Source organism: Mycolicibacterium arenosum, assembly GCF_024320865.1.
GTDB classification, from domain to species: domain Bacteria; phylum Actinomycetota; class Actinomycetes; order Mycobacteriales; family Mycobacteriaceae; genus Mycobacterium; species Mycobacterium arenosum.
In genome coordinates this window covers 136,798-161,857 of the sequence record NZ_JANDBD010000008.1, presented here as the reverse complement: position 1 = coordinate 161,857, position 25,060 = coordinate 136,798, and the positions used below count along the sequence as shown (strand labels likewise).

The 25,060-nt window shown below is 68.3% G+C and carries 22 protein-coding genes and 1 pseudogene; 14 read left to right on the top strand and 9 right to left on the bottom strand.

Going from position 1 to position 25,060, the window contains the following annotated elements:
• The first annotated feature begins 9 nt into the window (after positions 1-9).
• Genes NM203_RS19860 through NM203_RS19850 form a run of 3 tightly spaced genes read left to right on the top strand, consistent with a single transcriptional unit; the run spans position 10 to position 3,238 of the window.
• The gene (locus tag NM203_RS19860; protein WP_255061990.1) at positions 10-1,200 is read left to right on the top strand and encodes an acyl-CoA dehydrogenase family protein; all 1,191 of its coding nucleotides are present in this window, start codon (positions 10-12) and stop codon (positions 1,198-1,200) included.
• Entirely contained in the window at positions 1,197-2,249 is a 1,053-nt protein-coding gene (locus NM203_RS19855; RefSeq protein ID WP_255061988.1) for an NAD(P)H-dependent amine dehydrogenase family protein, read from the top strand. Before NM203_RS19860 ends, NM203_RS19855 begins: the two co-directional genes overlap by 4 nt.
• Before the next feature lie 17 nt (positions 2,250-2,266).
• Positions 2,267-3,238 (top strand): NAD-dependent epimerase/dehydratase family protein, encoded by a 972-nt coding sequence (locus tag NM203_RS19850; protein ID WP_255062282.1) that lies wholly within the window; start codon positions 2,267-2,269, stop codon positions 3,236-3,238.
• Positions 3,239-3,264: 26 nt separating this feature from the next.
• Here the strand turns inward: NM203_RS19850 and NM203_RS19845 are convergent, their stop codons facing one another.
• Positions 3,265-4,410, bottom strand: a complete 1,146-nt coding sequence (locus NM203_RS19845) for a thiolase family protein (RefSeq protein ID WP_255061987.1) — start codon at positions 4,408-4,410, stop codon at positions 3,265-3,267.
• Between NM203_RS19845 and NM203_RS19840 the strand changes: the two genes are divergently transcribed.
• Both NM203_RS19840 and NM203_RS19835 read left to right on the top strand, forming a co-directional pair.
• Entirely contained in the window at positions 4,409-6,676 is a 2,268-nt protein-coding gene (locus tag NM203_RS19840) for a molybdopterin-containing oxidoreductase family protein (protein ID WP_255062281.1), read from the top strand. The genes NM203_RS19845 and NM203_RS19840 overlap by 2 nt on opposite strands.
• Before the next feature lie 47 nt (positions 6,677-6,723).
• Complete coding sequence (locus NM203_RS19835; protein WP_255062279.1) at positions 6,724-8,178, top strand: aldehyde dehydrogenase family protein; 1,455 nt, start codon at positions 6,724-6,726, stop codon at positions 8,176-8,178.
• A 155-nt stretch (positions 8,179-8,333) separates the two neighbouring features.
• Here the strand turns inward: NM203_RS19835 and NM203_RS19830 are convergent, their stop codons facing one another.
• A complete protein-coding gene (locus tag NM203_RS19830; protein ID WP_255061986.1) occupies positions 8,334-9,536 on the bottom strand; it encodes a cytochrome P450 in 1,203 nt (400 codons plus the stop codon).
• A 57-nt stretch (positions 9,537-9,593) separates the two neighbouring features.
• Between NM203_RS19830 and NM203_RS19825 the strand changes: the two genes are divergently transcribed.
• The gene (locus tag NM203_RS19825) at positions 9,594-11,048 is read left to right on the top strand and encodes a coniferyl aldehyde dehydrogenase (protein WP_255061985.1); all 1,455 of its coding nucleotides are present in this window, start codon (positions 9,594-9,596) and stop codon (positions 11,046-11,048) included.
• A 14-nt stretch (positions 11,049-11,062) separates the two neighbouring features.
• Here the strand turns inward: NM203_RS19825 and NM203_RS19820 are convergent, their stop codons facing one another.
• From NM203_RS19820 to NM203_RS19810, 3 genes are read right to left on the bottom strand one after another with little or no spacing between them, the layout of a single operon-like run.
• A complete protein-coding gene (locus tag NM203_RS19820; protein WP_255061984.1) occupies positions 11,063-11,671 on the bottom strand; it encodes a PaaI family thioesterase in 609 nt (202 codons plus the stop codon).
• The gene (locus NM203_RS19815) at positions 11,668-12,285 is read right to left on the bottom strand and encodes a cysteine hydrolase family protein (protein ID WP_255061983.1); all 618 of its coding nucleotides are present in this window, start codon (positions 12,283-12,285) and stop codon (positions 11,668-11,670) included. The genes NM203_RS19820 and NM203_RS19815 overlap by 4 nt, the downstream gene beginning before the upstream one ends.
• Positions 12,282-13,301 (bottom strand): Rieske 2Fe-2S domain-containing protein, encoded by a 1,020-nt coding sequence (locus tag NM203_RS19810; protein WP_255061981.1) that lies wholly within the window; start codon positions 13,299-13,301, stop codon positions 12,282-12,284. The genes NM203_RS19815 and NM203_RS19810 overlap by 4 nt, the downstream gene beginning before the upstream one ends.
• Positions 13,302-13,381: 80 nt before the next feature.
• Between NM203_RS19810 and NM203_RS19805 the strand changes: the two genes are divergently transcribed.
• The gene (locus NM203_RS19805; protein ID WP_255061980.1) at positions 13,382-14,881 is read left to right on the top strand and encodes a carboxylesterase/lipase family protein; all 1,500 of its coding nucleotides are present in this window, start codon (positions 13,382-13,384) and stop codon (positions 14,879-14,881) included.
• On the opposite strand, the gene NM203_RS19800 is transcribed toward NM203_RS19805, so the two are convergent.
• The gene (locus NM203_RS19800; RefSeq protein ID WP_255061978.1) at positions 14,862-15,488 is read right to left on the bottom strand and encodes a TetR/AcrR family transcriptional regulator; all 627 of its coding nucleotides are present in this window, start codon (positions 15,486-15,488) and stop codon (positions 14,862-14,864) included. The genes NM203_RS19805 and NM203_RS19800 overlap by 20 nt on opposite strands.
• A 62-nt stretch (positions 15,489-15,550) precedes the next feature.
• On the opposite strand from NM203_RS19800, the gene NM203_RS19795 reads away from it, so the two are divergent.
• The 3 genes from NM203_RS19795 to NM203_RS19785 are packed head-to-tail and all read left to right on the top strand — an operon-like array spanning position 15,551 to position 18,043.
• Positions 15,551-16,594, top strand: coding sequence for a phosphotransferase (locus tag NM203_RS19795; RefSeq protein WP_255061977.1), 1,044 nt, complete (start codon positions 15,551-15,553; stop codon positions 16,592-16,594).
• On the top strand, positions 16,591-16,965 hold the full coding sequence (locus NM203_RS19790) for a nuclear transport factor 2 family protein (RefSeq protein ID WP_255061975.1): 375 nt from the start codon (positions 16,591-16,593) through the stop codon (positions 16,963-16,965). The genes NM203_RS19795 and NM203_RS19790 overlap by 4 nt, the downstream gene beginning before the upstream one ends.
• 34 nt (positions 16,966-16,999) lie before the next feature.
• On the top strand, positions 17,000-18,043 hold the full coding sequence (locus NM203_RS19785; RefSeq protein ID WP_255062277.1) for a TIGR03857 family LLM class F420-dependent oxidoreductase: 1,044 nt from the start codon (positions 17,000-17,002) through the stop codon (positions 18,041-18,043).
• On the opposite strand, the gene NM203_RS19780 is transcribed toward NM203_RS19785, so the two are convergent.
• From NM203_RS19780 to NM203_RS19770, 3 genes are all read right to left on the bottom strand, one after another.
• Positions 18,022-18,750, bottom strand: a complete 729-nt coding sequence (locus NM203_RS19780) for a TMEM165/GDT1 family protein (protein WP_255061974.1) — start codon at positions 18,748-18,750, stop codon at positions 18,022-18,024. The genes NM203_RS19785 and NM203_RS19780 overlap by 22 nt on opposite strands.
• Positions 18,751-19,060: 310 nt before the next feature.
• Positions 19,061-20,707: an acetolactate synthase large subunit gene (locus tag NM203_RS19775; RefSeq protein ID WP_255061972.1), complete on the bottom strand. Its 1,647-nt coding sequence runs from the start codon at positions 20,705-20,707 to the stop codon at positions 19,061-19,063.
• A 9-nt stretch (positions 20,708-20,716) separates the two neighbouring features.
• Positions 20,717-22,225: an acyl-CoA carboxylase subunit beta gene (locus NM203_RS19770; RefSeq protein WP_255061971.1), complete on the bottom strand. Its 1,509-nt coding sequence runs from the start codon at positions 22,223-22,225 to the stop codon at positions 20,717-20,719.
• Positions 22,226-22,296: 71 nt separating this feature from the next.
• On the opposite strand from NM203_RS19770, the gene NM203_RS19765 reads away from it, so the two are divergent.
• The 4 genes and pseudogenes from NM203_RS19765 to NM203_RS19750 all read left to right on the top strand — a co-directional run bounded on the left by NM203_RS19765 (position 22,297) and on the right by NM203_RS19750 (position 25,051).
• Positions 22,297-23,340, top strand: coding sequence for an LLM class F420-dependent oxidoreductase (locus tag NM203_RS19765; RefSeq protein WP_255061970.1), 1,044 nt, complete (start codon positions 22,297-22,299; stop codon positions 23,338-23,340).
• Positions 23,333-23,530 (top strand): annotated as a pseudogene (locus NM203_RS19760) (hypothetical protein); the annotation flags it as partial. The gene NM203_RS19765 and the pseudogene NM203_RS19760, both read left to right, overlap by 8 nt.
• A 64-nt stretch (positions 23,531-23,594) precedes the next feature.
• The gene (locus NM203_RS19755) at positions 23,595-23,822 is read left to right on the top strand and encodes an SDR family oxidoreductase (protein ID WP_255062310.1); all 228 of its coding nucleotides are present in this window, start codon (positions 23,595-23,597) and stop codon (positions 23,820-23,822) included.
• Positions 23,822-25,051, top strand: a complete 1,230-nt coding sequence (locus NM203_RS19750; protein ID WP_255061969.1) for a cytochrome P450 — start codon at positions 23,822-23,824, stop codon at positions 25,049-25,051. Before NM203_RS19755 ends, NM203_RS19750 begins: the two co-directional genes overlap by 1 nt.
• The last annotated feature ends 9 nt before the right edge of the window (positions 25,052-25,060 follow it).

Below are 25,060 nucleotides of genomic sequence, written 5' to 3'. Positions count from 1 at the left end.
ACAACGGCGATGGACTTCTCACGCGTACAGCTGTCCGATGACGACCGGGCCTTCCTCGAGGAGGCCCGCGCCTTCCTCGCCGAGCACGTCACCGACGACGTCATCCGGCGCGACCGGGAGACCGGGGACAACTTCGACGAGGGCGTGCATCTGGCGCTCGGCGAGGCCGGTTACCTGCACGGGGAGTGGAAGAGCGAGGACGAGGGCGGCTTTCCCCGCGTCCGACGGCGGCTGTGGGAGTTGGAGAAGCGCCGCTACCACGTCCCCTGGGTGACCATGGGCACCACCGTCATGGTCTCCAGGGCCGTCGCCGCGTTCGGCTCACCCGAACTGCGCGACGAGGTGCTGCCGAAGGTGTTCAGCGGTGAAGCGCGACTGTGCCTCGGCTACACCGAGCCCGAGGGCGGCTCGGACATCGCGACCTGCAAGACCAGAGCGGTTCGCGACGGCGACGAGTGGGTGATCAACGGCTCCAAGATGTTCACCACCGGCGCGCACAACTGCCAGTACGTCTTCCTGATCACCAACACCGACCCCGATGCGCAGAAGCACAAGAGCATCACCATGTTCCTGGTGCCGCTGGACACCCCTGGAATCGAGATCCAGGGCATCCGCACCGTCGACGGCGACCGCACGAACATCGTCTACTACAGCGACGTTCGGGTACCGGACAGGTACCGGCTAGGCGAGGTCAACGGCGGCTGGACGGTGCTGCGGGGTCCACTGGACGCCGAGCACGGCGCCACCGCCACTGAGCCGGACGGGCTGCAGGACGTGGCGATCATGATGCATCAGGGCGAGTTCATGGTGAAGGCCTGCGACGTGGCGGGACGCGTGGTCGGTACGCCGGACGCCAACGGGCGCAAGGCGATCGACGACGATTCGGTGGCCTACCGGCTGGGTCGGAGTGTGGCTCGGATGGAGGTGGCGGTGAGTACGCCGAGCATCTTCGGCCGGGTCGCGCTGGCGCAGTCGATGCGCGATGTCGCGCCGGACCTGATGGACATCCTCGGCACGGCGTCGACGCTGCCCGTCGGCACCGAGGGAGCCGCCGACGACGGTGCGGCCGAGTACGTCTACCGGTTCGCGCCGCTGGTCGGGATCTACGGCGGGACGCTGGAGGTGTTCCGCAACATGATCGCCCAGCACGTGCTGGGGCTGGGCAAGCCGAACTACTCGCCACCGAAGAAGGCGTCGTGAGCGATAAGTACCGCGTCGTTCAGTGGACGACGGGCAACGTCGGCAAGCAGTCGGTGTCGTCGATCTCCACCCACCCCGATCTCGAACTCGTCGGGTGCTTCGCGTGGTCGGCGGACAAGGTCGGGCGCGACGCCGGCGTGCTGTGCGGCCTGGCGCCGGTCGGGGTCGAGGCCACCGACGACGTCGACGCGTTGTTGGCGCTCAAGCCCGACTGCATCGTCTACAACCCGATGTGGATCGATGTCGACGAGTTGGAGCGCATCCTCGAATCGGGTGCCAACGTCGTGACGACCGCCGCGTTCATCACCGGACATTCGCTGGGTACGGAGCGCAGGCAGCGCCTCGTCGACGCGTCTGAGCGGGGCGGTTCCTCGATCTTCGGTTCCGGCACCAACCCCGGCTTCGTCGACTTGCTGGCCGTCGTCGCGGCCGGCGGGTCCGAGCGCGTCGACAAGGTCACCGTCATCGAGGAAGCCGACATCAGCGGCTACGACTCACCGGCCACCGAGATCCCGGTCGGCTTCTCGCATCCCATCGATCACCCCGGCCTGCTGGCCATGACTACCAAGGCGACCGACGTCTTCATCGACGCCGTCCATCTGCTGGGTGACGTGCTCGGGGTCGAGTTCGACGAGGTCGTCTGCGAGGCGGAGTACGCCAAGACCACCGAGGACGTCGACCTGGGGTCGTGGACCATTGCGGCCGGCTGCGTGGCGGGTATCTCGTTCAGCTGGCACGGCAAGGTCGCCGGCCGCAGCGTCGTCGAGTTGAGGTTCGTCTGGCGCAAGGGTCAGACGCTCGAGCCGGACTGGCCGATCGACACCGGCCACCGCATCAAAGTCGCCGGGTGCCCGAACATCGATCTGCGCATGGACATCTCGCCGCCGCCGGACTTCCAGGGCACCACTCTCAACGACTTCATGCGGTTGCCGATGATCCTCACGGCGATGCCCGCCGTCAACGCGATCCCGAAGGTGGTGGCGGCGCCGCCGGGCATCGTCACCTACGCCGACATCCTGCCGCTGCCGCGGGGATTGGTTGCCCTGTGAGCCGGACCGCGCTGGTGATGGGCGCCTCGGGCTTCGTGGGCTCGCACGTCACCCGTAAGCTCGTCGAGCGCGGCGACGACGTGCGCGTCTACCTCCGTCGGACCAGCCTGACCACGGCGATCGACGACCTCGACGTCGACCGCCACTACGGGGATCTCGGCGATGTCGACGCGCTGCGATCGGCGATGGAGGGCGCCCGGGTGGTCTTCTACTGCGTCGTGGACACGCGGTTCAACCTTCGGGATCCGGCACCGCTGTTCGCCACCAACGTCGAGAGCCTGCGCCGTGTGCTCGACGTCGCGGTGACCGCGGGCTTGGAGAAGTTCGTGTTCTGCAGCACGATCGGCACGATCGCGATCGCACCGGACGGAGAGTCGGCGACCGAGGACATGCCCTTCAACTGGCCGGACAAGGGTGGCGCGTACATCGAGTCCCGGCGCAGGGCCGAGGATCTGGTCTTGGGCTACGCTCGTGACCGCGGACTGCCCGCCGTCGCGATGTGCGTGTCGAATCCCTATGGGCCGCTGGACTTCCAGCCGCACCAGGGCCTGATGGTGAAGATGGCCGCGCTCGGGAGGGTGCCCGCCTATCTGATCGGCGTGTCGACGGAGGTCGTCGGCATCGAGGATGTCGCCGAGGCGTTCCTGCTCGCGGATGAGCGCGGCCGGATCGGCGAGCGATACATCATCTCCGAGAGCTTCATGTCGATGCGGGACATGCTGGCCACCGCGGCGTCTGCGGTCGGTGCGAGGCCACCGCGAGTCGGCGTGCCGCTCGGCGTGGCCTACGCGTTCGCCGCCGTACTCGAAGGGGCGTGCCGGTTGCTGCGGCGCGACCCGCCCATCAACGTCACGGGAATCCGCCTGCTGCACATCATGTCGCCCGCCGACCACGGAAAGGCCACCCGCGAACTCGGGTGGCGTCCGCGCCCGACGGCTGAGGCCATCGAGCGCGCGGCGAGGTTCCACCTCGAGCGGGAGCGGGCCTAGCTATCCGCCTACTCGCGCGGTTACGGCTAGCGCGACACCACCGTGGCGCCGGAGGTTCCCGGTGCGCCGTAGAGCTGGGCGAAGCCGACGCGTGGAGCGCCGGGCACCTGCCGGTCGCCCGCCTCGCCGCGCAGCTGCCTGACGAGCTCGTGGATCTGACGCAGCCCCGAAGCGCCGATGGGTTCGCCGTTGGCGATCAGCCCGCCGTCGGTGTTGACGGGCAGTGCGCCGCCGATCTCGGTGGCACCGTCCGCCAGCAGCTTCTCCTGGTCACCGTCGGCGCAGAAGCCGGCTTCGGCCATGTGGATGACCTCCGCGCCCGCATCGGTGTCCTGCAGCTGTATCACGTCGACGTCCTCGGGTCCGATGCCCGCACGCTCGAACGCGGCACGCGAGGCGTACACCGTCGGCGAGACGTCCTCCTCGACGGGCGCACACGTGGTGTTGACCTCGTAGGCGCCGTAGCTGCGCGTCCGGACTTCGACGGCGCGCAGGTAGATCGGCTTGTCGGTGTAGCGGTGCGCGATGTCGGCGCGACAGAGCACCGCGGCGGCCGCACCCTCGTCGGGTGCGCAGAACATGTACTGCGTCAGCGGGTAGTTGAGCATGGGCGAATCGAGGATGTCGTCCTCGGCCATCGGCTTACGGCGGAACGCATTCGGATTCAACGCTCCGTTGCGGAAGTTCTTGGCGGCCACCTTGGCCAGCGTCCGCTGCGAGATGCCGTGGTCGTGCAGGTAGCGGTTGGCCTTCATCCCGAAGAACTGGGTGGTGAGGTACTGGCCGTTCTCGGCGTACCAGCGGGGCATGCCGACGAGTGCGGGGTCCTCCGTGAAGGCGCCGCGCGGGTGCTTGTCGAGGCCGATCGCGATGCCGATGTCGTAGTCGCCGAGCCGGATGCCGTCGGCACACGTCTTCAGCGCGCTCGCCGCGGTCGCGCACGCGTTGAACACATTCGTGAAGGGGATCCCCGACAGGCCGACCATGCCGACGATGGCATCGGGGTTGGCGACCGTCCAGCTGCCGCCCGTCGCCGCCTGCACGTCGCCCCACTCGACCCCGGCGTCGGCAACCGCGGCGAAGATCGCGTCGACGCCCATCGCCATGGCCGACTTGCCCTCGAAACGGCCGAAGGGGTGCAGGCCCACACCGATGATCGCCACGTCGTTCATGTGCGTTCACGCTCGCTTTCGCGGATCGGGCCATCTCAACTGTAACCGTTACAGTAACCTAGTACCGGTGATCGATCACAAGCCCACCTTCTGCCGCATCTGCGAGCCGCTGTGCGGCATGGTGGCGACCGTCGAGGACGGCAGGCTCGTCGCGTTGCGGCCCGACAGGGAGCACCCGCTCTCGGCGGGCTTCGCGTGCCAGAAGGGCATCGCGTTCACCGAGGTGGTCAACGACCCGGACCGCGTCACCACGCCGTTGCGCCGCACCGGAACGGGTTTTCAGCCGGTGTCGTGGGACGATGCGCTCGACGACATCGCTACACGCTGCACCGACATCCTGCGCCGTCACGGATCGGGCGCGTTCGGCTGGTACATGGGCAATCCCGCGGCGTTCAGCTACTCACACCTATTCGCGGTGATGGCGTTCATCAAGGGCATCGGGAGGCGGAGCCACTACTTCACGTCCTCCACGCAGGACACCAGCAGCCGACTGCTGGCCAGCCAGTTCCTCTACGGCACAACGATGTCGGTGCCGATCCCGGATCTCACCCGTACCGACCTGCTGGTGCTGATGGGGGCCAACCCCGTTGTCTCTCATGGCAGCTTCCTGACCGCCCCGCGGATCAAGGACCGGATGCACGACGTCGTGAAGCGCGGCGGTCGCGTCGTGGTCATCGATCCGCGCCGCTCGGAGACGGCCGCGCAGTTCGAGTGGCTGGGTCTCGTCCCGGACAGCGACGCCTACCTGCTGCTGTCACTGCTGTCGGTGATGTTCAGCGAGGGGCTGGTCGACATCCAGGCCGTCGTCTCGCGGGCCGACGGCCTGGATTGGCTTGCCGCGCAGGCCGCGTCGTTCTCGCCCGAGCGCACGGAACGGCACACCGGCGTAGCGCCGGACGAGGTGCGCGCGCTGGCTCGCGATCTGGTGCGCACACCGAGGGCGGCGATCTACGGGCGGCTCGGCACGTGCGTGGGGCGGCAGGGCACGCTCACCTGCTATCTCATCGACGCTGTGAACCTGATGGCGGGCAACCTCGACCGGCCCGGCGGCAGCGTGTTCAGCACGCTCGGCATCGCCGGGCAGCGCTGGGGAATCGCGGCGACGGGAGCGGTGCTGCGCAGGTCGTACCGGCGTAAGCGCACGCGCGTCGGCGGGTTCCGGTCGGTCATCGCCTCCGAGCCGGCGGCGCTGATGGCCAAGGAGATGTCGACCCCGGGCAGGAATCGGATCAGGGCGCTGTTCGTCAGCGCGGGCAACCCGGTGCTGTCGGTGCCGAACGGTCTGGAACTCGAGGAGGCGCTCGCGGGGGTCGACCTCGCGGTCGGACTGGACTTCTACGTCACCGAGACCACCGCGCACTGCGACTACATCCTGCCCGTGACGACCATGTACGAGCGCGACGACTTCGCGCTGACGTTCCAGCAATTCCAGGCGACACCGTTCCGACAGACCACCGAGGCCGTCGTCGAGGCACCCGGTGAGGCCCGCACCGAATGGGACATCGTCGACGACCTGACGGCGCGAATCGGCCCGCGCACCGCGGTGTTCGCCGCGCTCGCGGGCATGCGGAGGGTGCTCGGAGTATTCGGTCGCAGGCTGAATCCACGCGCCCTGGCCGACGGCATGATCCGGCTGTCCGACGGCGGCGACAGGTACGGGCTGCGGCGCGGCGGCCTGACGTTCAGCCGGTTGTCGCGCAGTCTTCCGCACGGAGTGGTGGTGGCGCCCCACATCCGCACTGGCGTGCTCGACGAGGTCGTGGTGTATCGCGGCAGCCGAATCAAGCTGGAGCACAGCGAGATCGCCGCCGAGCTGACGGCGATGGTGCGCCGCGGCCAGCCGGCCGGCTATCCGTTGCGGATGATCGGCATGCGCGAGGCGCGCTCGGAGAACTCCTGGATGCACAATTCGCCGTTGCTCATGCGGGGAGAGCGAGTGCACCGCGCGCTGATGCACACCGACGACGCGCAGGCGCGCGGCATAGCGGACGGCGACGTGGTGGAGGTCAGCTCGCCGCACGGGTGCATCGCGCTGCCCGTGGCGCTGACCACGGACCTCGTCCGCGGCACCGTCGCGATACCGCACGGCTGGGGACACAAGGGCACCGGCGGCTGGCGGGTGGCCAACCGAGCGGGCGGCGTCAACGTGAATCAGCTGATGTCGAGTGACCCCGGCGACGTGGAGGCGCTGGCCGGTATGTCGTGGTTGACGGGGGTGCCGGTACAGGTGGCGGGTGCCGTCGAACGGGTGGGCGGAACCCCGTGAGCAGCGTCGAGGTCGGTCGGCGCGCGGCGGAGCGTGCTGAGACGCGAATGCTGATCGACGGCGAGTTGGTGACCGCCGAGGGCTCCTTCGACAACGTCTGCCCCGCAACGGGTTCGGTGCTGGGCAGCACGTCGGCGGCGAACGCCGTGGACGTGGCGCGCGCCATCGGCGCCGCGCGGCGCGCGTTCGACGACGGCGACTGGGCGACCAACCCCGCGCTAAGGCGGCGCTGCCTCGGCCAATTGCAGGACGCGATCACGGCCGAACGCGACGACCTGCGCGACGAGCTGATCGCCGAGGCCGGCTGCCCGGACATGACGATCGGCATGGCGCAGCTGGACTGGCCGCTGGCCGATGCGCTGCGCTACCCGGCCGGGCTGATCGACACCTTCGAGTGGGAGCGGGTCCTCGACGGCGGCGGGCTGTTCGGTGAGCGCAACGTGCGCACCGTCGTCAAGGAGCCCGTCGGTGTGGTCGGTGCGATCACACCGTCGAACTTTCCGATCGAGGTCATCCTCAACAAGCTCGGGCCCGCGTTGGCGACGGGCAATACCGTTGTGCTCAAACCGGATCCGCACACGCCGTGGAACGCCACCCGGCTCGGCAGGCTCATCGCCGAACACACCGACATCCCGGCGGGCGTGGTGAACGTCGTACCGACACAGGACAACGCCGTCGCCGAACTGCTCGTTACGGATCCGCGGGTCGACATGGTGTCGTTCACCGGGTCGACGGCGGTCGGCAAGCTGATCGCCCGGCTCGGGGTCGAGACCATGAAGCGGACGTTCCTCGAACTAGGCGGCAAGTCCGCGCTCATCGTCACCGACGACGTCGACCCCGCCAAGGTCGTGCCCGGTGCGGTCGGGGTGTGCGTACACGCGGGGCAGGCATGCGGGATGAACACCAGGCTGCTGGTCCACCGTTCGCGGTACGACGACGTCGTGACAGGTGTGACGGCGGCGTTCGGCATGGTGCCGGTGGGCGATCCCGCCTCGCCGCAGACCCTGGTTGGCCCGGTCATCAGCGCAGCGCAGCAGCACCGCGTCCTGTCGGCGATCGACGGCGCCCGGCGTGACGGCGGGGAGATCACCACCGGCGGCGCGGCTTTCGACCCGCCGGGTGCGCTGGCCGGCGGCTACTACGTGCAGCCGACCGTCGTCGTCGGGGTCGACAACGGCGCCGCGATAGCGAGGGACGAGATCTTCGGTCCGGTGCTGGTGATCATCCCGTTCGAGGACGACGACGCGGCGGTCCGGATCGCGAATGACAGCGTCTACGGTCTGGCCGGTGCGGTGATGTCGGGTTCGCTCGAGCGGGGTCGGGCCATCGCGCGTCGCGTCCGCACCGGCGCGATCGGCGTCAACGGCGGCATGTACTACGGTGCCGACGCCCCGTTCGGCGGCTACAAGAGCAGCGGTGTCGGTCGCCAGTGCGGTATCGAGGGTTTCGAGCAGTACCTGGAGACCAAGACGATCGCCCACCGGGCCCCACGAACGGGCTGATTCCATCCGCGAGCGTGCGTGTCTGTACCCCCGACACTCCGTGCGGGGCGTACATTCCACGCCCGCCCACCCTGAAACGTCTCAGCACGAGAGTGCGCAGACTGACGGAAGATTCGGCGTGTCGGGGTACAGACACGCACGCTCGCGGAAGGACGTCAGGCCGCGCGGAAGGTGACCGGGAGGACGTTGGGGGAGCGGAACGGCTGGCCGTGGATGTGCGGGTCACCGTCGTCGCGCAACTCGAGGTCGGTGACGCGGTCGAGCAGGCACTCGAGCGCAACCCTGGTCTCCATCCGAGCGAGGTGCAGGCCCATGCAGGTGTGCTCGCCTGCGGCGAACGAGATGTGCGGCAAGCGCTTTCGGAAGATGTCGAACGTCTCGGGGTCGTCCCAGCGCTGCTCGTCCCGGTTGGCGGAGCCGATGCAGACGTCGATGATCGCGCCTTCGGGGATGGCGACGCCGTCGAGTTCGGTGGCCGCGGTCGCCGCGCGCTGCACGGTGGTCAGCGGGGTCTCGAACCGGAGACCCTCCTCGATGGCGGGCCCGATGAGTTCGCGGTCCCGCTGCACCGCGGCCAGCTGGTCGGGATTGCTGAGCAGCAGGTAGAGCAGATTGCCCGACGACCGGTACGTGGTCTCCAGGCCTGCGGGCAGCAGGAGCCGCAGGAACGAGTAGATGGCCTCGTCGGTGAGCTTCTCGCCGTCGATCTCCGCGGTGACGAGATCGCCGATGATGTCCTCGGTCGGCGCCGAGCGGCGCAGGTCGATCTGTGTCATGAAGTAGTCCTTGAGCGCCGCGGAGGCCTCGAAGGCGCGCTTGTACTTCACGTGATAGCTGATGAGCTCGACGGCCCGCTTACGGAACCACGACAGGTCCTCTTCGGGCAGGCCGAGCAGCTTGGAGATGACGCGGGTGGGGAACTCGAAGGTGAAGTCGCGCACCAGATCCGCCTTGCCAGTCTCGATGAACTCGTCGACGAGCGCGTTGACGACGGGCCGGACGATCTCCGGCTCCCAGCGGGCCAGCGACCGGGTCTTGAACGCCGCGGACACCAGGTTGCGGTGATCCCGGTGCACCTTTCCCTCCATGGCGAGGATCGACGGGCCGATGAACAGGCCGATGGTGTTGTCGTAGATGTTCGAGTCGAAGACCTTGCCGTCGCGGAACACCCGGTTGACGGCGTCGAACGACACCGCGGCGTAGAGGTTGTCGGGCATCGCCTCCGGGTACTTCGACCAGTCCATGACGCTGCCGTAGAACACCCCCGACTCGCGACGTCGCCGGGCGAACATGGGGTACGGATCGCGGAGGGTGTCAATCGAGTCGTCGGGGGTGACGTCCTGCAGCTGGCCATCCATACTGTAAATATTACAGTATGTTATCCGTGCTGCCCAGAGGTGCTAACGTGAGGCTCGATGACCACCGCTGAACAGCTGCAGGACACCCTGGATCGGCAGCGCCGCGCCTTCGTCGCGGCAGGCCCGCCCGACCCGGCCATGCGGCGCAATCGGATCGACCGACTGCTGGCACTGGTGCTCGACAACACCGACGCCTTCGTCGACGCGATGGCCGCGGATTTCGGCACCCGCTCGCGCGCCGCCACCCTGTTCACCGAGGTCGTCGGGATGATCCCGGTCATCGAGCACACCAGAGCGCACCTCGCGCAGTGGATGTCGGCGACCAAGCTGATGCGCGCGGCCCGCACCGTCGGGTTGCGCGCCGAAGTCGAGTCGGCGCCATTGGGCGTCGTCGGCATCATCGGGCCGTGGAACTTCCCGCTCAACCTCGTCGTCCTGCCGGCGTCGGCGGCGTTTGCGGCCGGCAACCGAGTGATGATCAAGATGTCCGAGATCACCTCGCACACAGCGGAACTCATGATGCGCACCGCGCCGCGCTATTTCAACGCCGACGAACTGGCGGTCGTCACAGGCGGCCCCGACGTCGCCGCGGAGTTCTCCCGGCTGCCGTTCGATCACCTGTTCTTCACCGGCTCACCGTCGGTCGGCGCCCACGTGCAGCGCGCGGCTGCCGACCACCTGGTGCCCGTGACGCTGGAGCTGGGTGGCAAGAATCCGGTCGTCGTAGCGCCCGACGCCGACGTCCGTCGATCGGCCACCCGAATCGCGCAGGCGCGCATGGTGAACGGCGGCCAGGTGTGCGTCTGCCCGGATTACGTCTTCGTGCCCGATGAGCGAGTGGACACGTTCGTGGACATCGCCCGCGACACCCTGCGCGGCATGTTCCCGACGATCCTCGGTAACGGCGACTACTGCTCCTCGGTCAACGAGGCCAACTTCGACCGGGTGGTGGGGCTGATCGACGACGCCCGCGCTCACGGCGCCCGCGTCGAATCGATTGCACCGGTGGGCGAGACGCTGCCCGACCGCACTTCTCGCAAGATCGCTCCGACCATCGTCCGCGATGTCGACGACCGGATGCGGATCGCCAGCGAGGAGGTGTTCGGTCCGGTGCTCGTGGTGCAGGGGTACTCGGCGGTCGACGACGCGATCCGCTACATCAACGCCCGGCCGGCCCCGCTGGTGGCCTACTGGTACGGCCCCGACGGTGACGCGTTCCGGAACTTCGTCCGCAACACCCGCAGCGGCGGGGTGGCGCGCAACGACTTCGCCGCGCAGATGATTCCGTCGGCCGCGCCGTTCGGCGGGGTGGGGCGCAGCGGGATGGGCGCCTACCACGGCAAGGCCGGCTTCGACACGTTCAGCCACCAGCGTTCCGTGGTCGGCACCGACCTGCCGTTCAGCATGACCGGATCCGCCGCGCCGCCGTTCACCACGCCGATGAAGCTGTACGCCGACATGTCGCTGCGCATGGCGCGCAACCGAACTCGGCGGAGGCTGCGAAAAAGCTAGGCGCCCGGTCCGATTCACGGCTGGTGGGGCAGGAGCTTGATCATGAGTCCGGTGGCCTCCGACAGCACGGTGCCGTCGGGGTCGGTCATGGTTGCGGTGAGGAACGCCTTGCGGCCGTCGAGGCGCTCGATGCGACCACGGCTGATCAGCGGGGTGTCGATGGGCGTCACCGCGCGGTACTCCACATGCAGGTACGCGGTGCGGCTGATGGGCCGTCCCGCGGCCGACACGACCATGCCGAAATGCCAGTCGTAGAACAGCGGGATCACGCCGCCGTGCACCGCCATGTTGCCGCCGACGTGGAAGCGACGGAACTCGCCCTCCATCGTGACGCCGTCCGCGCCGTACGCCGTGACCGTCCACGGTGGCAGCAGCGGGCTACCGAGGCCGGCCAGTTTCGTCGCCCGGCCGGCGGGCGCGTGGACATCCGCCACCACGTGCTGCTCGAGTTCGGCGCACGCGCGTTCGATCTGCTCGGTCGCGGCGATCCAGGTGTCCCCTGGGGGATTCGTCGAGACGGCGAGATCCTGCAGCCGGCGAACCGCGGACACGAACCGGTCGAGTTCCGGTGGTGCGTCAACGGGTTTGAGTTCGGGGAAGCCGCGCGTCTCGGGTTCGGTCATCGGGCCCACGTCGCCAGGAGTTCTTCGGTGGTGGTGACGGTCGACAGCAGCGACAGGCTGTTGGCGATGACGGCCTCGCCGTACTCGGCCGGGTACCCGGCGACCGCATCGCGGGGGAGGACGACGGTGTACGCGGCGTTCACGGCGTCCATGACGAGGTTGGGTAGCGCGATGTTGAGCGACACTCCGACTGCGACGATGGTCGAGACTCCGAGGTTGCGCAGCACCGCGTCGAGGTCCGTGCCACCCATGGGCCCGACACCGTGCCAGCGCGTCAGCGTGACGTCGCCCGGTTCCGGTCCGAGTTCGGGCAGCAGCGTCGCGCCCTCGCTACCGGGCGTGATGTCGACCCCCCTGCCGGCACCGGAGAACAGTCGCGCGTTGTGGTTGGAGCCGAGTCCGTCGGGGCGGCGCTGGACGAGACAGTGCACGATCCGCACCCCCGCAGATCGAGCCGCGGGCAGGAGTCGGACGATGTTGGGCAGCGCCTCGCGGCGAGCCTCGGCGGCCAGCACCGCGAGGCCCGCGTTCGGCCCCATCACCGCGCCCTGACACTCCTGGGTGACGATCGCGGTGTGCTCCGGTGCGATCAGGGTCGCTAGGTCGGGCTTCACGCCGGCTCTGCAGCGGGTGGTCGGGTGGGGGGTGCATCGTAGAACTGCTGGGCCCACTTACGCAGTGCCATATAGGGTTTGGCGTCCACCCTGGACAGGGCGGGATGCTCGACGTATTTCTGGTAACGCCAGATCTCGAGGTCGTCCCAGACCGTGCCGAGAAACTGCTTCTCGATCCGCTTACGGACGGACTCCGGGGGGACGTCGGACTCGTCGCCGGGCAGTCGTGGCTCCCAGATCGAGTAGAACATGGTGGAGTACCCGTCATCGACCGGTGTGCAGGCGAAGATCAGCCGGTGGTTCGACTGGCCGGCGAACACGCTGATCGCGCCGCCGAGGCCGAACATGTTGCTGTGAATCCGCAGCGCCATCTCGTCGGGATCGTCGCCGTCTGCGACCGGCCACCCTGTCAGGAAGCGCCACTCCCTGTCGACGACGTTCCACTCCAACAGTTTCGGGGTGACCGTGGCGCGGTGCACGTACTGGAAGTGGGCGCTGTCGGGGCCGTTCTCCGCCACGATCTGCGGGTGTACCGGCTCGCGCTCGGCGATCTGCGAGAACTCCGGGTACGGCCGGTAGTAGGCCTTCGGATCGGTCTCGTACTGCGGGAACGCCGTGAAGATGTCGGGCATCTCCCACTGGGGTTCCGCGCCGTCGGGGTGGTACCAGGCGAAGACGCAGTCGTACTGCTCCTTGACCGGGTAGACGCGCAGTGTGAGGCCGCGGTTGGGCTTGTCCGGCTGATAGGGGATGTAGCGGTTGGTGCCGTCCGGACCCCACCGCCAGCCGTGGAATGGGCACTCCACGCAATCGCCGACGACCGTGCCGCCGTGGCCGAGATGGGCGCCGAGGTGCTTGCAGTGCGCTTCCATGAGGTGCAGCTCACCGGATTCGGCGCGGTAGGCGACGAGGTCCTCACCGAAGTAGTGCAGCGGGCGGACCTCGCCTGTGACGAACTCGGGAGACCAGCCGACCATGAACCAGCCGGTGACCTTCCAGGTGAACGGCACCTCCACTGCAGGCCCCTTCCATCGCTGCTCGACTCAACGGAATACATTACAGTAGAGGCTTCGGCAAACTCGAGGAAGGGCGAGACGTGGCGGTCAGCCGGAGATCCACCACCAGCGGCACGGTCCAGGGCTTCATCCGCGACGGGGTCGCGCGGTGGCGTTCGATCCCCTATGCACGGCCGCCCATGGGCCCGTTGCGGTTTCGCGCGCCGGTGCCGCCGCTGCCGTGGCGCGGCGTCCGGTTCTGCGACGAGTTCTCCTACTGCGCACCGCAGGATCCGCGGTACACCTACGTCGGCCGGGCGGGCAGGCAGCAGATGAGCGAGGACTGTCTGACGCTCAACGTCGTCGCACCCGAAGGGCAGGACGGCCCGCTGCCGGTGATGTTCTTCATCCACGGCGGCGGGTACATGTTCGGCACGTCGGCCATCTCGGTGTACGACGGCGCGGCCATCGCCAGGCGCGGCGCGGTCTACGTGTCGGCGAACTACCGCCTCGGCGCTCTCGGCTGCCTCGACCTGTCGTCGCTGTCCACGCCGGAACACCCACTGCAGGACAACCTGTTCCTGCGCGATCTCGTCATGGCGCTGCGCTGGGTCCGCGACAACATCGCCGAGTTCGGCGGTGATCCCGACAACGTGACGATTTTCGGCGAGAGCGCCGGCGCTCACGCGGTCGCCACCCTGATGGCGGTACCCGACGCCGAAGGGCTGTTCCGGCAGGCGATCTCGGAGAGTCCGCCGGGCGGCCTCAGCCACGCGAGTGAATACTCCGCGGAGATCGCCCGACGATTCGTCGCGGGCCTCGGGGTACCCGTCTCCGACGCCGCCCGCGCGGTGATGACACTGCGACCGTCGCAGTTGGTGCGCGCGCTCGAGAACGTCATGACCGACACCATCAAGGACACCCCGGACTCCTTCGCGATCGGTGCGGCGTTCGGCGGCGAGTACCTGCCGCGCACGCACGTCGACGCGATGGCGCGCGGCGAGGCGCATCGGGTTCCGCTGATCGTCGGCAGCAATGCCACCGAGGCGACCCTGTTCGCGCGTTTCATGGATCACCTGCCCACCAACGAGCCCGTCATCGAGCGGTTCCTCGCGAACGCGGAGCCCGAAGTGGCCCAACGACTGCGAGTGGCATATCCCGGCTATCCGAGCAGGCGGGCCTGTATGACGTTCGGCAGCGACTTCACGTTCGGGGCGCGGGCGTGGGAGCTGGCCGAGGCGCACAGCGTGCACGCCCCCACCTACCACTACCGCTACGACTACGCGCCGCGCCCGCTGCAGTGGTCCGGCTTCGGGGCGACGCACGGCACCGAACTGCTCGCGGTGTTCGACGTCTACGAGACCCGGCTCGGGGGACTGCTCACGGCGGCCGGTGACCGTGGATCGGCGCGTAGGGTCAGCCGGGATCTGCAGCGCCGCTGGCGGTCGTTCAGCCGCACCGGCGTGCCCGGTGCCGACTGGCCGCGTTACACCGACGCGCAACGGGCCACGATGATCTTCGACCGACGGTCGAGGGTCGAGTTCGATCCGGTGCCGGAGCGGCGCGAGGCGTGGGCGGCGCTCAGCGCTTCCGACGCCTAGGGCCGTAGTCCCGGACGATTCGCTCCCGCGCGAACGCCAGTTCGCGGTCCAACTCGTACCGCTCGCCCAGCACGATCCAGTGGAACGCGAGGCCGAAACCCGCGGCACTGATGTCGTTGACCGCGCGATCGATGTCGATGTCGGGTCGCACCGACCCGTCGGTCATGCCCAGGCGCAAGCCCGCGTCCACGGCCTCGACACCGCGCTCGAACCACTTGTGCAGCAGCACCCGGACCGGCGAGGTGGCCTTCACCGCTTCGAAGGTCATCACGAACATCGCGCGCAGGAACACCGGGTCGTGCCGGTACATCTCCTCGATGCGGAGGAAGTGCGCCACGGCGTTCTCCATGCCGGTGGCCTCCGGCACGGGTGCCGGCAGCAGTCGCTGGACGTCGCCGTCAGCGAGCATCGTCTCGAGGATGGCGTCCTTGCTCCCGTACCGCGCATGCACCATCGCACGGCTGTATCCGGCCCGTCTGCCGATCTCCGCGGCTGTGGTTGCCTCCCAGCCCTTTTCGGTGATCAATTCGGCGGCCGCCTGGACGAGTCGACGGTTGGACAGCTCGACTCGCTCGGGTTGGGTGAGGCCGCGAGCGGGGGAGGGCACCCTTGCATATTAGACGCTCGACAACTATGTTAGTTGCGCTCCGTCAAATAATGAGGAACTCAATGGTGAGTGCGATCCCCGCGGGCATCGAGGACATCGACGCGCTGTGGTTGTCGGATGCGCTCGGCTCCCGTGTCACCGGTGTTCACGCCCAGCGGATCGCCCAGGACAACGGGTTCTCGTCGCTGCTGTACCGGCTGCATCTGAGCGGTGAGGGGGTGCCGGCCACGCTCATCGCGAAACTGCCCGCGGTGTCGGAGGCGCGGGGCGCCATGGATCTCATGGGCGGCTATCGGCGTGAGGTCGCGTTCTACCGCGACGTCGCGGGGCGATCGCCCATGGCGACGCCGCACGCGCACGTCGCTCGGATCGACGACAACGGCGTCGACTTCGTCCTGCTCCTGGAGGACCTCCTCGACTGGGACAACGCCGACCACCTGGCCGGACTTCCGATCGATCGGGCTCGTACCTGCCTCGAATCGCTGGCGGGCCTGCACGCGTGGTCGTGCCGACCCGGTAACCACGCTGTCGTGCAACAGTTTCCGAGCATCGACAATCCCACCGTTCGGGACGTCATGGTGCCCGCTTTCGGCTACGGCTGGCGGATGTACCTCGAGCGCGGACACAGCGTCGTACCGCCGGGCATCGCCGACTTCTTCGAGCGATACGCAGACCACAGCCCCCTGGCCCTCGCCGCGCTCACCGAACGGGAGATGCTGCTGCACGGCGACATTCGCGCCGACAACCTCTTCTTCGACGATGACGCCATGAAGGTCGTGGACTTCCAGTTCGCGGCGCGAGGATGCGGCGTCGCCGATGTCGCGTATCTCCTGACCCAGGGACTCACTGCGCAGGATCGGGCCGGGCGAGACGAGGAACTGCTCCGCGAGTACCTCGACCACCTGACCGGCCACGGCGTCGACTACGGCTTCGACGACGCCTGGCGTCAGTACCGGGCTGCAGCGGTCTACCTGGTGTTGATGCCGGTCGTCGCGTTGCTCACGTGGGACGTGGTACCGGAGCGGTCCCGCCGCCTGTGTCTCACGCTGACCGACCGCGCGGTGGCGGCGATCGAGGAAACCGCGGCTCTGGAGGTGTTCGCATGACGCGGACGGCACGCGAGGTCGTCGAGCTCTACAACCTGGTGGTCTGGAACCAGCGCGATTTCGCGCTCGCCGAGGAGTTGCTGGGCGACACCGTGATCCGCCACGACGTGGGGGAGGTGACGATGCTGACCCACGACGAGGCGGTCAGTCGCGTCACCGATCACTGGGAGATGTTCGAGACGATCCGGTTCGACCTGAACCTGGTGGTGGCAGGCGACGACGGCGAGCACGTCGCGATCGTCTACCAGTCGCCGATGACGCTGAAGGACGGCACCGAGGTGTGCGTCGGCAGCATGGAGATCTTTCGCGTCGTCGACGGCAGAATCGTCGAGGTGTGGAATTGCGGCTACAAGCAAGGAGTTTGGGCGTGACGGATTCGGCGGGCAGGAGCGGAGCGACATGGGGATGAACCGGACGTTGGATGAACTCGGGTACTACCTGCTGGCGGGTGCGGGTGGTGAGGGCCCGGCCACGCTGATGGACGAGGCTCGGCGCGGTGAGGAACTGGGCTTCGGCACCGGCTTCATCTCGGAGCGCTGGAACGTCAAGGAGGCGTCGTCTCTGACGGGGGCGGCGCTCGCGGTGACCACCCGGATGCAGATCGCCACCGCGGCGACGAATCACAACACCCGGCATCCGCTGATCACCGGATCGTGGGCCACGACCATGCACCGCCTCTCGGGCGGCCGATTCACGCTGGGCCTCGGGCGCGGCATCGCGGCGATGTACGGCGCGTTCGGCGTGCCACCCGTGACCACCGCGCAGATGGAGGACTTCGCGCAGGTGATGCGCCGACTGTGGCACGGGGAGCTGATCTTCAACCACGACGGTCCGATCGGGAAGTACCAACTGCTGTTCCTGGATCCGGATTTCCGCGAGGACATCCGGTTGGCGATCGTGGCGTTCGGTCCGCAGACGCTGGCGTTGGGCGGGCGCGAGTTCGACGACGTCATCCTGCACACCTACTTCACCCCGGAGACGCTGGAGCGCGCGGTGAAGACCGTTAAGGACGCGGCCGAGAAGGCCGGCCGCAACCCCGACGACGTGAAGGTCTGGTCGTGTTTCGCCACCGTCGGTGACCACCTGCCCGAGGAGTTGCGGCTCAAGAAGACCGTCGCGAGGCTGGCGACCTACCTGCAGGGCTACGGCGAGCTCTTGATCACCACCAACAACTGGGATCCGTCGGTGCTGCAACGCTTCCGGGACGACGCGGTGGTGCAGTCGATCGGTGGCGGTATCGACCACAAGGCGACCGCCGAGCAGATCGAGCACATCGCGACGCTGATTCCCGATGAGTGGCTGGAGCCGTCGGCGACGGGCTCGGCGCAACAGTGTGTCGACCGGGTGCGCAAGGAGTTCGACTACGGCGCCGACGCCGTCATCATGCACGGCGCGACTCCCGACGAGCTCGAGCCGATCGTCGCGGCCTACCGGGCCTCCGTGGGCTGAACCGCCGGTGTCGGCTCGTCCTCGGTCGTGGGCCGCATGACCGCGGGGCGCCGGTGGTCCGGGAGTGCGCGCAGCGCCACCGCAAGGGCGGCGACGATCCCGAGCGCGATGGCACCGATGACCGCGACCGGCAGCGCCGGGAAGAAGCTCTCCAACAGCATGTAGGCGCCGAAGAGCACGAACAGCGCGGCCGCACCCAGCTGGATGGCGCGCTCGGGCAGGTGCTTGCCCGCGACGGCCCCGACGATGATCGCCAGGCCGTCGGCGGCGACCATGCCGATAGTGGAGCCGATCCAGACACCCAGCCAGTTGTTGTCGGCGGCCAGCGTGATCGTCGCGAGCATGGTCTTGTCGCCCAGTTCGGCGAGGATGAACGCCGACGTCACGACGAAGAACGCGGGCGCCGTCGCCTTGGCGGTCTTGGACTTCTCCTCCTCGGAGAGGGTGTCGCCGCGCAGCGTCCAGAGCCCGAAGAACACGAACATCGCGCCGGCGATGATGCCGAGCAGGTGTGTCGGGAGGGCGGCGCCGACGTAGTGCCCGATGGCGACCGACAGCACGTGCACGGCGGTGGTGGCCACGGTGATGGCGGACAGGACGACCCACCAGCGGTATCGCAGCGCGAACATCATCGCGACGAGCTGGGTTTTGTCACCCAGTTCCGCGATGAAGATGACGGCGAAGCTCAAGGCTAGAGCGGCGAACACGACGACTCCTCGGTCGATGGCTGCCGGTCCGGGGGATCGTGTCGACGCCTCCGGCCGACAGCCCGGTTACGGTCTGTACGGCCGAAGGTCTCGCCCACCGAGTCGTTCGATTCGGTTCGCGTGACCGGGCCTTGCGGCCAGTATGTCGATCACCCGATTGGGGGCTACTCCCCTTCGCTTCGACCACCATACGCGGAACGCGGTTACCGTCGCAACTCGTGTGATCGAAATCCCTTTGCGGACAGTAAGTTTGAGGGACCTGCCAGAAGTGTTCGGGGACCCTCACAATCGGAATGGGCCGCCCGGACGGCTACAACGTGCCGTCGAGCTGACCGAGGCGTTCCGTGAGCTGCAGGTTCTCCGAGTAGTCGACCGGGCAGGCGATGATGGACACGCCGTCGGACGCCAACGCCTCGCGCAACGTCGGAAGCAACTCGTCGGCGGCTTCGATGCGATAACCCTTGGCACCGAAGCTCTCCGCGTACTTCACCACGTCGGGGTTGGTGAACCCGACGTGGTAGTGGTCGCCGAGTTCCATGTCCATCTTCCACTCGATCAGTCCGTAGCCGTTGTCCTCCCACACCAGGACGATCAGCGGAATACGTTCGCGCACAGCGGTTTCGATCTCCTGACTGTTCATCAGGAACGCGCCGTCACCCATCACCGCGAGCACCTTCGCCTCGGGTCTGGCCAGCTTGACGCCGAGGGCGCCCGGCAGTGAGAAGGCCATGGTGGACAACCCGTTGGAGATGAGGCAGGTGTTGCGCTCGTAGGTGGGATACAGCCGCGCCATCCACATCTTCGCGGCGCCGGTGTCGACGAGGACGACGTCGCTACGGCCCAGCGCCGCCCTGGTGTCGGCGACGACGCGCTGCGGGGCCAGTGGAAAGCGCGAATCGGCCTGGCCGCCGGCGAACTCCTCGGCGAGCAGCTCCGCGCCCGGTGCCGACGTCATCTCGTAGCGGTGGCCCGACATCGAGGTCGTCAGCGCATCCAGGGAGGCGCTGATGTCGCCGATGATGCCGACGTCGACCGAGTAGTGCGCGTCGACCTCGGCGGGGAAGCGGTGGATGTGGACGATCCGCTTGTCACCGCGTGGGTTGATCCGGACCGGGTCGAACTCCTGCAGTTCGTATCCCACGGCGATGATGAGGTCCGCGTCGTCGAATCCGAAGTTCACGTAGTCGTGCCGCATGAACCCGATGGTGCCCATGCTGTTGGCGTGGTCGTCGGGCATCACGCCCTTGCCGTGGAAGGTGTTGGCGACCCGGATGCCGAGCCCCTCCGACATCCGGAGCAGGGCCGCGGTCGCATCGGCCCGCGCCGCCCCGTGGCCCGCGAGGATCACCGGACGCTGCGCTGCCCGGAGCAGGTCGGCGGCCCTGGCGACCTGACTCGGTGACGGGGCCTCGGCGCGAACCACGTTGCGGGGCAGGGGAGCCAGGTCGTATGAGGTGTCGTCGGCGTCGATGTTCTCGGGGACGGCGAGGTAGACCGCCGCCGGGCGCTCGGTCTCGGCGAGCTTGAACGCCTTGCGGAACATCTCCGGAATCGCCAGTGGTGTCGGCACACCGTCGGCCCAGCGGGTGATCGGTGCGAACATCGCCACCAGGTCGACGTACTGATGGGATTCCTTGTACTCGCGGTTCTGCCCCACCTGCGCCGAGATGGCCACCATCGGAGTGCTGTTGGTGGTGGCGTCGGCGACACCGAGTTGCAGGTTGATCGCGCCGGGGCCGAGCGTCGCCGACACGACGGCGGGCTGGCCCGTGACGCGCCCGTACATCTCGGCCATGAACGACGCCCCCTGCTCGTGGCGGGCCAGGATGTAGCGGATCCGGGACGAGCCGGCCAGCGCGCGCGTGAAGCGGATGTTCTCCTCGCCGGGAATGCCGAAGACCAGCGTGACGCCCTCGGATTCCAGGCACTCGACCATCAGTTCGGCAGGAGTCGGCATGCTGCCACGCTACGGCAGGATCACCGTCCGGCTCACGGGTTCCGCGGCGGCCTGCCTGCTGAACAACCCGCGTTGCAGCCCGGCCAGCAGTGCGTCACGGGTCTCGCGGGGATCGATCAGCTCGTCGAAGCCGAGGTTCTCCGCGGAGCGGTACGACGCCTGCAGCTCGGCGTCGCGCAGCACGGCGCTGAGGTCGTCCTCGGCATGCGTGGCGCGGCTCAGTGCGGCGGCGCTCATCGCCCCCATCGTGGCGCCGGGGAAGGCGTACGTGGCGCTCTGGTTGTCGAAGCCGAGGATCGCCATCACCATCGAACCGAACCCGTAGGCCTTGCGCAGCGTGACTTGGAGCTTCAGCGTAGTCGCCGCCGTCTGCGCCGCGAACATCCTTGCGCCCGCGCGCAATACGCCGCTGCGCTCCGAGCGGCTGCCCGGAAGCATGCCGGGGTTGTCGGCGAGGAACACGATCGGCAGGTGGAACGAATCGGCCACCATGATGAAGTGCGACGCCTTGTCGGCGGCGTCGGCGTCGATCGAGCCCGCCAGCACCTGCGGCTGATTCGCGACCACGGCGACGGGGTGGCCGCCGAGATGGGCCAGTGCGCAGACGATGGCGCGTCCGAACTTCGGCTGCACCTCGAACCAGTCCGGCCGGTCGAAGACGACGTCGAGCACCTTGCGGATGTCGTACACGCGCTTGTTGTCCCGCGACACGATGTCGAGCAGTTCCGGGGTGGGCCGTGGCGCGCACGTCTCGTCGGGGGTGAGCTGCTGGGGGTACGACCAGGCGCTCGGCGGGAAGTACGACAGGTAGCGCTTCACGTCGTCGATGACCGTCTCGTCGTCCTCGCCGAGATTGTGGACGACACCGCTGGCCAGCGCGACCCCCGGACCGCCCAGCTCCTCCTTGGTGATCTCCTCGCCCGTGGACTCCTTCACCACCGGCGGGCCCGCCGTGAAGATCGCGCCCTGGTTGCTCATGATGCGGAAGTCGCACACCGGCGCCACCAGCGCACCGTGCCCCGCGGACGGGCCGAGGATCGCCGCCACCGTCGGCACCTTGCCCGAGCAGCGCGCCTGGGACAGCAGGTCGGTCGGCGTGCGGCCGTAGTGGCCGCCCGTCGGCCGGAAGCCCGCCCCCTCGAGCAGCATCACCAGCGGAATGCGGTCGCGCAGAGCGAGTTCCGCGATCCGGTAGCGCTTGGAGTTGCCGCCCGGCCCGATGCTGCCCGCCAGCGTGGTGAAGTCCTCGGCGCCGACCATGACCGGTGTGCCGTTGATCGCGCCGGAGCCGACGACGATGCCGTCGGCCGCGATCTCACCGCCGACGAGGGTGCCGATCTCCCGGAACGTCCCCTCGTCGACGAGTCGGTCGATGCGGGCGCGGGCATCCAGTTTGCCCTTGCCGTGGTGCTTGGCCAGTCGCTCGTCGCCGCCCATCGCGCGCGTGCGCCGGCGTCGCTGTTCGAGGTCGTCGAGCGTGTCCTGCCAGGCTTCTCGACCAGTTCGGCCAGTGCTCATCGTGCCCTTTCGTCGTGCGCGGTCCGTCGCGGCGTTGACCATACTGAAGTGCTTACTGTAGCGTCTGCCGCATGGCTGGCGGTGATGAGGCTGCGCCCGTCCGGCTGAAGGTCGACCGGGGCATTCCCAGCGACCTGTCCCGAGTACCCGGTGTCGCGAGTGTGCTTGAGCGCCAGGGCTACGACGGTTGCTGGACCGGCGAAATCGACCACGACCCGTTCTTCCCCCTCCTGCTCGCCGCCGAACACACGTCGCGGCTGGAGATCGGCACCAGCATCGCCGTCGCGTTCGCGCGTAATCCGATGACGGTAGCCAACATCGGCTGGGATCTGCAGGCGTACTCGCGGGGCCGGTTCAACCTCGGCCTCGGCTCGCAGATCCAGCCGCACATCGAGCGCCGGTTCAGCATGCCGTGGAGTCACCCCGTGCGCCGGATGCGCGAGTTCATCGAGGCGACGCGCGCGATCTGGACCTGCTGGCGCGACGGCGGGCGACTCTCCTTCGAGGGGGACTTCTACACCCACACGCTGATGACGCCGATGTTCACTCCCGCACCCATGCCGTACGGCTTCCCGAAGGTGTTCGTCGCCGCCGTCGGTGAGGCGATGACGCGACTGTGCGGGGAGGTCGCCGACGGCGTGATCGCCCACGCGTTCACCACCAAGCGCTACGCCGACGAGGTGACGACCCCGGCGCTGCTCGCGGGCGTGACGAAGGCGGGGCGCAGCCGAGCGGACCTCGAGGTGTCGTGCCCGGTGTTCGTCGTCACCGGCGACACCGAGGAGAGCATGGCGGTGTCGGCCGTCGGCGTGCGCAAGCAGCTGGCGTTCTACGGCTCGACCCCGGCGTATCGCGGGGTGCTGGAGTTGCACGGCTGGGGTGACCTGCACACCGAACTGCACCGGATGTCGAAGCAGGGCCGGTGGGACGAGATGGGCGGTCTGCTGGACGACGACGTGCTGGCGGCGTTCGCGGTCGTCGCGCCGGTGTCCGAACTGGCGGCGGCGCTGCGGCAGCGCTGCGACGGCGCGATCGACCGCGTCCTGCCGGCCTTCCCCGCCGACCTGCCGGAGGACGTCGTCGCCGCGGTGCTCGACCAGGTCCGCAATGGGTAAGCGCGACCGGATCGCCGGCCGGACCGTCGTCATCACCGCCCTGGAATCGGCGGTCACCGGGTTGGCCGAGCTCGGCGGGTTCCTCGACCAGACCGACGAGGCGATTCGCACGTCGATCGAGGTCAACTTCTGCGGCGTCCTGACCGGTTGCCGGCTGGCACTTCCGCAGATGGTGCGCAGGCGCAGCGGGCACATCGTCAACGTGGCGTCACTGGCGGGGGTGATGGCGGTGCCGGCTCGAGGTGTCAGTGGTCATGCCGCCGTTCACGAACACCGAACTGATCAGCGGGACCAGACCGGTGCCCGGCGCGGTCCGCGTGCCGCTGGGCGTGATCGCGGTACTCGGCCCACGGGCCAGGCGCTGGGTGCAGCGCCGCACCGGCAGCGACCGGGTGTTCCTGGATTTCGATCCGGCGCAGCGCCGGTCCTACGAGGACCGCGCGCAACACGCGACGGGCCTGACAGGTGAAGGGAGTAGTTGATGGGCACGCCGATCCTCGATGGGAAGGTCCTGGCGGACCCGCTGGCCTACACCGACGACGCGAGGCTGCACGCCGCGCTGAGCCACCTGCGCGCACACGCTCCGGTGTCCTGGGTGGACGTCGAGAACTACGCGCCGTTCTGGGCGATCACCAAGCACGCCGACATCATGGAGATCGAGCGCGCCAACGACGTGTTCACCAACTCGCCGCGGCCGGTGCTGGTCACCAGGGAGGGTGACGAGCAGCAGGCCGCCGTCGGGATCAAGACGCTGATCCACATGGACGACCCGCAACACCGCGACTTCCGGGCGATCGGGGCGAACTGGTTCCGGCCGAAAGCCATGCGCGCACTGAAGGATCGGGCCGACGAGCTGGCGGTGCGTTTCGTCGACAAGATGGCGGCCGAGGGGCCGGAGATCGACTTCGTGCAGCAGGTGGCGGTGAACTACCCGCTGTACATGATCATGACGCTGCTCGGGGTTCCCGAGGCCGACTTCGCGTCGATGCTGCTGTGGACACAGGAGCTGTTCGGCGCCGACGACGAGGAGTTCCAGCGCGGAAAGTCCATGGAGGAGCGCGCGATGGCGCTGCTGGAGATGTTCCAGTACTTCACCCAGCTCACGGCCGACCGCCGCGCCAACCCGACCGAGGACCTGGGCTCGACGATCGCCAACGCCACGATCAACGGCGAACCGCTGTCCGATATCGAGACCGTGTCGTACTTCGCGATCATCGCCGCGGCCGGCCACGACACGTCGAGCGCCAGCATCTCCGGCGGAATGGGTGCGCTACTGCAGCACCCGGATCAGCTCGCCCGGCTGCAGAACGACATGAGCCTGATGCCCCTCGCCGTCGAGGAGATGGTCCGCTGGACGACGCCGGTCAAGGAGTTCATGCGGACGGCCCAGCAGGACTACGTGATTCGCGGAGTCCCGATCGCGGCGGGGGAGTCGGTCGTGCTGTCCTACGTGTCCGGCAATCGCGACGAGGAGATCTTCGCCGACCCGTTCAGGTTCGACGTCGGCCGAGAACCCAACAGGCACATCGCCTTCGGCTACGGCGTGCACTTCTGCCTCGGCGCCGCACTGGCCCGGCTCGAGATCAACAGCTTCTTCTCGGCGCTGCTGCCGCGGCTGAAATCCGTCGAGCAGACGGGCCCCGCGGCGCACGTCGCGACGACGTTCGTCGGCGGCCTCAAGCACCTGCCGATCCGCTACGAACTCACCTGAGATACCAGC